8 protein-coding genes and 1 pseudogene are annotated in these 7,959 nt (G+C 71.7%); 2 read left to right on the top strand and 7 right to left on the bottom strand.

Annotated elements, in window-relative coordinates:
- The 5 genes from ACTWQJ_RS41615 to ACTWQJ_RS41595 form a co-directional block, all read right to left on the bottom strand.
- The coding region (locus ACTWQJ_RS41615) for a hypothetical protein (protein ID WP_443311611.1) at positions 1-266 on the bottom strand (266 nt) is incomplete at its 3' end.
- Positions 250-1,521, bottom strand: a complete 1,272-nt coding sequence (locus ACTWQJ_RS41610; protein WP_443311610.1) for an ATP-grasp domain-containing protein — start codon at positions 1,519-1,521, stop codon at positions 250-252. The genes ACTWQJ_RS41615 and ACTWQJ_RS41610, both read right to left, overlap by 17 nt.
- Positions 1,514-3,520, bottom strand: coding sequence for a hypothetical protein (locus ACTWQJ_RS41605; protein WP_443311609.1), 2,007 nt, complete (start codon positions 3,518-3,520; stop codon positions 1,514-1,516). The genes ACTWQJ_RS41610 and ACTWQJ_RS41605 overlap by 8 nt, the downstream gene beginning before the upstream one ends.
- A complete protein-coding gene (locus ACTWQJ_RS41600) occupies positions 3,504-3,854 on the bottom strand; it encodes a 4Fe-4S dicluster domain-containing protein (protein WP_443311608.1) in 351 nt (116 codons plus the stop codon). The genes ACTWQJ_RS41605 and ACTWQJ_RS41600 overlap by 17 nt, the downstream gene beginning before the upstream one ends.
- An 80-nt stretch (positions 3,855-3,934) precedes the next feature.
- Positions 3,935-4,096, bottom strand: coding sequence for a hypothetical protein (locus tag ACTWQJ_RS41595; protein ID WP_443311607.1), 162 nt, complete (start codon positions 4,094-4,096; stop codon positions 3,935-3,937).
- Between the two features lie 269 nt (positions 4,097-4,365).
- Between ACTWQJ_RS41595 and ACTWQJ_RS41590 the strand changes: the two genes are divergently transcribed.
- Positions 4,366-5,592, top strand: coding sequence for a pyridoxal phosphate-dependent aminotransferase (locus ACTWQJ_RS41590; protein ID WP_443311606.1), 1,227 nt, complete (start codon positions 4,366-4,368; stop codon positions 5,590-5,592).
- Positions 5,593-5,647: 55 nt separating this feature from the next.
- Here ACTWQJ_RS41590 and ACTWQJ_RS41585 read toward each other — a convergent pair whose 3' ends face one another.
- Both ACTWQJ_RS41585 and ACTWQJ_RS41580 read right to left on the bottom strand, forming a co-directional pair.
- Positions 5,648-6,151, bottom strand: a complete 504-nt coding sequence (locus tag ACTWQJ_RS41585) for a glutathione peroxidase (RefSeq protein WP_443311605.1) — start codon at positions 6,149-6,151, stop codon at positions 5,648-5,650.
- 9 nt (positions 6,152-6,160) lie between these two features.
- Entirely contained in the window at positions 6,161-7,153 is a 993-nt protein-coding gene (locus ACTWQJ_RS41580; RefSeq protein WP_443311604.1) for an ArsR/SmtB family transcription factor, read from the bottom strand.
- 72 nt (positions 7,154-7,225) lie between these two features.
- Here ACTWQJ_RS41580 and ACTWQJ_RS41575 point away from each other — a divergent pair.
- A pseudogene (locus ACTWQJ_RS41575) lies at positions 7,226-7,959 on the top strand (MFS transporter); the annotation flags it as partial.

The raw sequence follows: 7,959 nt of genomic DNA, 5'->3' as shown, positions 1-7,959 counted from the left end.
TTGACGGTGACCACTGCGGCCACGCCGGGATGCGCGGCGGCGAACTCCCGGCAGGCGTCCGGATCGGCGTACTCCAGCGGCAGCGTCACGTCGGCGGGCATCCGCCACACCCCGGCCTCCAGTGCCCGGGCCGTGTCCGCCCCGACCAGCCGGAGCCCACGGGCGCGAGCCTGGGCCGCCAGCCGGGTCAGCTGGTCCTGGCCGTGGGGGGAGGGGGTGGTGGAGCCGACGACGAGGACGGTGTCGCGTTCAGCCGGCGTCGGCATCCGAGATCCTGATCGTGATCGCGGCCTCGGCCGCGTCCAGGGCGGCCTGGACGGCTGCGGCGCTGTCGCCGGTGGCGATGATGACGCCGATGGTGCCGGACATGTAGTCGGCGGGCGGGAGCTGGACCTTCGCGCCCACCGTCCGCTCGACGGCGATGTGCTCGACGCCCGGCACCCGCAGCGCGTCCTCGACGCCGTCGATGCCTGCGAGGACACCGTCGGCGGGGGCGAGCAGCTTGCGCAGGCCGGAGTGGAGGGGGGCGCCCTCCGCCGCCCGCGGGGGCTGCCCGGTCGCGACGCGCACGGTGTTCTCGCAGAAGGAGACGCCCGTGGCCAGACCCACCAGGTGCGAGGTGATGAAGTCGCCGCCCACCCGCGCCGCGCACTCCACCATCCGCGCCTTGCCGTCGGGCCCGACCATGGCCTCCAGATGGAACGTGCAGTCGTCCATGCCGAAGCCCTCGGCGACCGCGTGCGTCAGCTCGTGCACCGCGGCCACGGAGGCCTCGGGCAGCGAGGTCGGGAAGGCGTGGCCCACTTCGAGGCGGTACGGCTCGGTCGTGGTCTTGTCGGTGATGCCCGCGATGTGGACCTGCCCGCCCTGCACCCAGCCCTCGATGCTGTGCTCGGTGCCGGCCAGGAACTGCTCGATGACGATCTCGCCCGCGTGCCCGGTGAAGACACGGTCCACGTCCGGGCGGACGTACGCCGTCAACTGATCGAAGGCGGGGCGGAGTTCGTCCTCGCCGTGCACCTGGTAAATACCCTTGCTGCCGTTGCCCGTGGCCGGCTTCAGCACCAGCGGATAGCCGAGGTCGGCGGCCGCCTTGGCGGTCTCCTCCCACGTGGTGACGCGGGCGAAGCGCGGGGACAGGTCGGGGCGTACGGAGGTGAGCGCCTGCCGCATCAGGAACTTGTCGCGGGCGATGCGCGCGGTCTCCTCCGAGGCGGCCGGAAGGCCGAGGTTCCGGGCGATCCGGCTGACCGTCTCCACGGCCGGGTCGGACCAGGTGACGACGCCCGCGACATCGAACTCGGCCGCGATGGCCGCGACCGCGGCGTCCACCGCGGCGTCGTCGTAGGTATCGACCTGGTGGACCGTACGGACGATCTCCGTGGGCAGCCCCGCCGGCGGCGCGTCGGCGATCAGCGCGACGCCGTAGCCGAGGCGGTGGGCGGCGTACAGGGCGGAACGCTGCTCCAGTGGGGTGCGGCGCAGGTTGACGTAGATGATGACCTGCTGCGGCTCAGACATGACTCTCCGGGGAAGGGACGGGACCGGCGATGGAGGTGCGGTGCCAGCGGTGGTCGAAGGAGGTGACCTCGATCGGGCGCCCGGCGACGGCGGCCGCGGCGACCCGCTCGGACAACTGGGCCAGGAACCGGGCGACATGGGTGACCCCGATGAGGTCGGCCTGGTCGAAGGGCTCCCCGGTGCAGCGCAGCACGCGCAGGTCGGTGAGGCTCTTGAAGGTGATCTCGTCGGTGATGCGCACCGGCTCGGGGCTGCGCGCCGAGAAGCGGATCAGGTTGGCGACATGGCCGCGGTGGTGCAGGTCGGAGTGGACGGCGAGGTCCGGCAGGACGTGCGGGGCGAGGAAGTCGCGGGCCTGCACGGCCGGGTCCTTGGGCAGGTTGCCCGGCATGACGTGCCAGGTGTTGTACTGCATGCGCGCCGACATGGCCCACGCCGAGTCCGCGACCTTCACCTTGTCGCCGCCGTGCAGCTCGAAGGCGCGGGCCGAGGGGACGACGCAGCAGTAGAAGTCGGGCAGCTCCCAGGAGACGATCTCCGCCCAGTCCCGCCGGCCGAGCGCGTCGATCAGCTTCGGCAGCGAACGGATGCCGCGGCTCATCGCGAAGTCGGCGCCGAACAGGTCGACGGAGGCGTCCACGGTCGTGTGCACCAGCGCCTCGAACCCGGTCGCGAAGCCGCCCCGCGGCGCCTCGAGCCAGGCGTCGTCCAGTACGTCCAGTACGGAGGCGAAGTCCCGTCCCGTGCCGGGCAGCAGGTCCGCCAGCCGCTCGCAGACGCCGAGCTCGTGCGGCCCGGGACGCTCGGCGCGCGGCAGCGCCCGCTCCGACTTGCGGCGGATGGTGGCGTTGATGTCGTAGTGGATCCGCCGCTCGGCCACCAGCCGGGCCCGGGCGGCGGCGATCTGCGCGGCCGCGGTCAACAGGGCTTGCACGGACGGGAGTTCCTCGGCGGGTATCTCCTCGATCTCCAGCTCCGGAGCCGCCTCCAGGTAAACGGCCCTGGTGGTACGGAAGTTGTCGGTGACGTTCTCCAGCGTGAGCTGCACACCGTTGAAGCTCTCGACGCGGTTGGGGCCGCCCGAGGAGTACGCCAGCCACAGGCACGCGACGACCACGGCCTCCTCGTCCGTCCACAACTCCAGCGGCAGCCGGTCGAGATGGTGGAAGAAGCAGTCGGGGTGCGTGGGCAGCAGGCTCTTGCCGGTGAGGTTCTTCTCGTCCTTCAGGTTGGAGAAGACCGAGTCGTCCTTGTAGAGCATGACCGGCGGCACGAGGAAGACGGCGCCGCGGATCGCGTCGACGGCGGTCGTACGGCCCTCCGGCCCGAGCTCCGCCAGCAGTGCCCGGCACTCGGCGACCTCGTGCTCGGTGCGCCTGCGTACGTCCGCGAACAACCGTACGTACTCGGCGAGATCCTCCCGGCTCCAGGAGATCCGGGCGGCGACCCCGGTCGCGGCGGCCTCGGCGGGCAGCGACCGGCGCTGCGGCACGGTGACGACGAGCCGGCCCTGGGGCGACAGGGCGAGGGTGCTGGTGAACGCGGAATCCACCGGTGGCTTTCCGGGCCCGCCCGGCTCACCGGCGCCGGGAGCGCGGCCGGGCGCGGTCAGCAGCCGTACGGCCGCCGTCTCCGCGCGGGTGAGCGACTGCCAGGCGGTGTCGGCGTCGAGCCGGCCGCCGAGGGTGACCAGGGTGTCGACCATCTCGCGGGTGCTCGCCGCGGTGCGGGCGGCGGTCAGCGTCTCCTGGAGCAGCCGCGGGAACCCGGCGTCGTCGAGGGTGCGGTCGGGGTGCGGGGTGGTCCCGGCCTGCCGGTCCGCCCGGCTGGGCCGCTTGCTGCGCCGGGCCTCCTCCATGGCGAGGCGCCGGGCGCTCTTGGGGCGGGCCTCGGGGGAGGCGCCGGTCACGGTCGTCCCCGTGTGCCTGGGGCTCTTCTCCGGCGCGGACTGCTTGGTGTGGGCGTCCGCCTTGGGCCGGGTCTCAGTTGCCGACTGCACGGAACTCCTCCTGTCCCTCGACGTAGGTCCACATGGCCTGGCTGGTGGGCTGCCAGTCGTCGTCCGGGTAGATGCAGTCGACGGGGCAGGCCTGGACGCACTTGGCGCAGCCGTTGCACAGCTCGGGGATGATCACGACGTCGAGGCCGTGGTTGTAGATCGCGCTGAACTGCGGCGGGCAGGCCCGCATGCACGAGTCGCAGCCGATGCACTCGGCCTGCTCGATACGGCGCGGCGCCTTTTTCCACTCGTCATTGCGGCGGTGTTCCTTGAGGCGCTGCGCGAAAGTCGTGGCGGGCGGCGGCGCGTCTGTTCCGGTCTCGTCGCTCTGCATCGATTCGCTTTCCTGGATGATTCCTGGATGATTCCTGGAGAATTCCAGAAGAAATGGAGTGGGGGATTCCGGGGTGCGGCTCAGCCCCAGCCGGTGTCGTTGGTGGATACCGAGGTCGCTACGTTGACCTGCGGCGACGTCTGGTCCTGCGCCTCCGCGGAGGCGACGTACAGCCCGGCGGAAAGCGTGACTGCGGACAGGGCGAGCGAGAGGAAAGCGGTGATACGGGCACGGCTCGGCATGGCGTTGTTTCGCTTTCTGGCACGACGGACACCGGGACGGAGAAATCCCAGGAGGGCTGGGTGGAAGTGCCCGGGGCGGGAATGTGCGACCGGCTCGGACGTCACTCATGTTCCGGTCCGGGGAGCACCGAGATCAATGCCCGCCGACCGTCCTGATTGCGTCTGTCGTAACGCGACACAGGGGCGTTACCGGCAAAAGGTATGGATGCGGATCAACAGGGGCGGCCGTGCATTGCCGCCCGTCTCGGGCCGGTGCGATGCTGCCGCCCATGACCGCTGCAACCCCCGAGCCCCAGGGCCGCATCTCGGCCCGCGTCGCCGCCATCTCCGAGTCCGTGACCCTCGCCGTGGACGCCAAGGCCAAGGCCCTCAGGGCCGCCGGGCGTCCCGTCATCGTCTTCGGCGCCGGCGAGCCCGACTTCCCCACCCCGGACTACATCGTCGAGGCCGCCGTGGCCGCCTGCCGCGACACGGCCAACCACCGCTACACGCCCTCGGCCGGACTGCCCGAGCTGCGCAAGGCCATCGCCGCCAAGACGCTCCGCGACTCCGGCTACGAGGTCGCCCCGTCCCAGGTCCTGGTCACCAACGGCGGCAAGCAGGCCATCTACAACGCCTTCGCCGCGATCCTCGACCCGGGCGACGAGGTCGTCGTCCCCGCCCCGTACTGGACGACGTACCCGGAGTCGGTCCGCCTCGCCGGCGGCGTCCCCGTCGACGTCGTCGCCGACGAGACGGCCGGCTACAAGGTCACCGTCGAGCAGCTGGAGGCGGCCCGCACGGAGAAGACCAAGGCCCTCCTCTTCGTCTCCCCGTCCAACCCGACCGGCGCGGTCTACAGCGCGGCCGAGGTCGAGGCGATCGGCCGCTGGGCCGTCGAGCACGGCCTGTGGGTGCTGACCGACGAGATCTACGAGCACCTGGTGTACGGCGACGCCCAGTTCACGTCGCTTCCGGTCCTCGTCCCCGAGCTGCGCGACAAGTGCATCGTCGTCAACGGCCTCGCCAAGACCTACGCCATGACGGGCTGGCGGGTCGGCTGGATCATCGCCCCCGAGGACGTCGTGAAGGCCGCGACGAACCACCAGTCGCACGCCACCTCGAACGTCAACAACGTCGCCCAGGCCGCTGCGATCACCGCCGTCTCCGGCGACCTCTCCGCCGTGGCCCTGATGCGTGAGGCCTTCGACCGCCGCCGCAACCTGATCGTCCCGATGCTCAACGAGATCGACGGCGTCATCTGCCCGATGCCCGAGGGCGCCTTCTACGCGTACCCGTCGGTCAAGGGCGTGCTCGGCAGGGAGATCCGCGGCAAGCGGCCGCAGAGCTCGGTCGAGCTGGCCGAACTCATCCTGGAGGAGGCCGAGGTGGCGGTCGTACCGGGCGAGGCCTTCGGTACGCCGGGCTACCTGCGGCTGTCGTACGCCCTCGGTGACGAGGACCTCGTCGAGGGCGTCACCCGCATCCAGAAGCTGCTGGCCGAGGCACGCGACTGACACGCGGCGGCGGTTGCCGGGAACGCCCCGGCAACCGCCGTACCTCCTGCGGGAGTTACTGGATCGCCGACTCCACGGCGGCCACCAGCTCCGCCGCCTCCGGCTTGGTCTGCGGCGAGAAGCGGGCGACGACCGTGCCGTCCCGGCCGATCAGGAACTTCTCGAAGTTCCAGCGGATGTCGCCGCTGTGTCCCTCGGCGTCGGCGAAGCCGACCAGGCGGTCGTACAGCGGATGCCGTCCGTCCCCGTTGACCTCGACCTTCTCGGTCATCGGGAAGGTCACGCCGTACGTCGCGGAGCAGAACTCGGCGATCTCCTCGGCGGTGCCGGGCTCCTGGCCGAGGAACTGGTTGCAGGGCACTCCGAGCACGGTGAAGCCGCGCTCCGCGTACTGCTCCTGGAGCTTCTCCAGACCCGCGTACTGCGGGGTCAGCCCGCACTTGGAGGCCACGTTCACGACGAGCACGGCCTTGCCGGTGTACTGGGAGAGGTCCGCGGAACCGCCCTGGAGGGCGCCGATCTCGACGTCGAGGGGGGATGCGTTGGTGTCAGCAGTCATAAGCGGATGCTAGCTCCGGTAGGTGTCGGGCCCGTGGCCCGGTCCCGCCGCCTTCACGAGCACCTCCCCGGCCGCCGTGCGCGAGTACAGCACCGACCGTCCCGCCCGCCGCCGCTGCACCAGCCCCGCGTCCAGCAGGATCCGCAGATGCCGGCCGACGGAGCCCAGTCCCTGCCCGGTCACGGCGACGAGCTGGCTGGTGCTCAGGGGGGAGTCCAGCAGGACGAGCACCCCGGCCCGCGCGGTGCCGAGCAGCGCGCCGAGGCTGGCGGGCACGAGCCGGGCGCCGGGGTCGGCGAGGGCGCCCGCGCAGCCGTAGACGATGGCGTACCGCTTCGGTATCTCCCAATACACCCAGCCGTGCCCTGGCGTGACCGGCACGAGGACGAGTTCGGCGCCGGAAATATCGCGGGGCGGGTACTCGTGCACGTTCACCTGGAGCCGGTTGTCGCCGAGCCAGCGCGTCTGCCCCGGCTTCAGGGAGTCCAGTACGGCCGCCCAACCGCCCCGGCTCACCTGCGCGGTCCGGGCGACCACGTCCGCCTCCAGGATGCGCCGCCGACGGTCCCAGTACGGCCGTACGGTCTGCGTCCAGACGTACTCCAGGAGCGCGGCCGCCCGGTCCGGCAGGTCGTCCCGTTCCAGGGCGGCGGGGAGGGGGCCGGGGAGGGAGACGCGGAGGTTGGCGCGGGCCTCGGCGGGGTCGGTCGCACGCACCTGGGCCAGTGTCTCCTCGAGGGGCTCCCCGTCGCATGGGAGAGGGGCGAGGAAGTCGGCGATCCAGGACTTGCCGAGCCCGGCGCGGACGAGCTGCGCGGTCACCGGGTCGGCCGCGAGGAGCGCGCGGTAGCCGGGCAGGTGGGCGCGCAGCCAGGCCTCCTCGCCGGGATGGGCGCCGGTGCCGGCGTGCAGCAGCTTCAGGCTCGCGAAGGTCTCGGCGAACGGGGAGAGCGTGAACCGGCTGCGGGCGAGGGTGTCGGCATTGAGCTGCCACCAACCCATGAGCGCCCCCGAGGTTTCGCCGACGAGCGAAACAATAACGATCTCCTCCCGGCGGCTCCGAGACTCCCGTGCATGCGCAGCTACCGCGACCTCTTCCGCACCCCGGAGTTCACCCCCTTCTTCCTCTCCTACGCTGCCTACAACGCGGCCCTGACGATCGGCGGTCTGTCGCTCGCCACGCTGGTCTACCGGGCCACCGACTCGCCGCTGCTGTCGGCGATGAGCATGTTCGGGCCGCAGCTGGCGCAGGTGCTGGGCGCGACCTTCCTGCTCTCGGGCGCCGACCGGCTGCGCCCTCGGTCGACGCTGGCCGGGATGGGTCTCGCCTTCGCGGCCCTCACGGCGGTGCTGGCCCTGCCCGGACTGCCGATCTGGGCGGTCTTCGGCGTCGTACTCGTGCAGGGCCTGATCGCGTCGCTGGGCGGGGGAGTGACCGGGGGGCTGCTGAACGAGATCCTCCCCAAGGACGGTTTCGTGCTGGGGCGTTCGGTGTTCAACATGGCCTCCGGGCTGATGCAGGTCATCGGTTTCGCGACGGGCGGCGCGCTCCTGGCGCTCCTGTCCCCGCGCACCTGTCTGCTCCTCGCGGCGGCGCTGTACCTGATGGAGGCCCTGGGTTACCGCCTGGGTCTGACCGACCGCCCGTCCCGCTCCTCGGGCCGCCTCTCGGTCGCGGCGACCTGGCGCACCAACGCCTTCCTGTGGTCCTCGCGCCCGCGCCGCCTCACCTACCTGGGCCTGTGGATCCCCAACGGCCTGGTCGTCGGCTGCGATTCCCTGTATGTCTCCTACGCCCCCCACGCCGC

The sequence above is a fragment of the Streptomyces sp. KR55 genome, assembly GCF_052245645.1.
GTDB lineage: Bacteria > Actinomycetota > Actinomycetes > Streptomycetales > Streptomycetaceae > Streptomyces > Streptomyces flavusporus.
The sequence above is the reverse complement of the archived record's forward strand: the minus strand, read 5'-3'. Positions and strand labels throughout refer to the sequence as shown.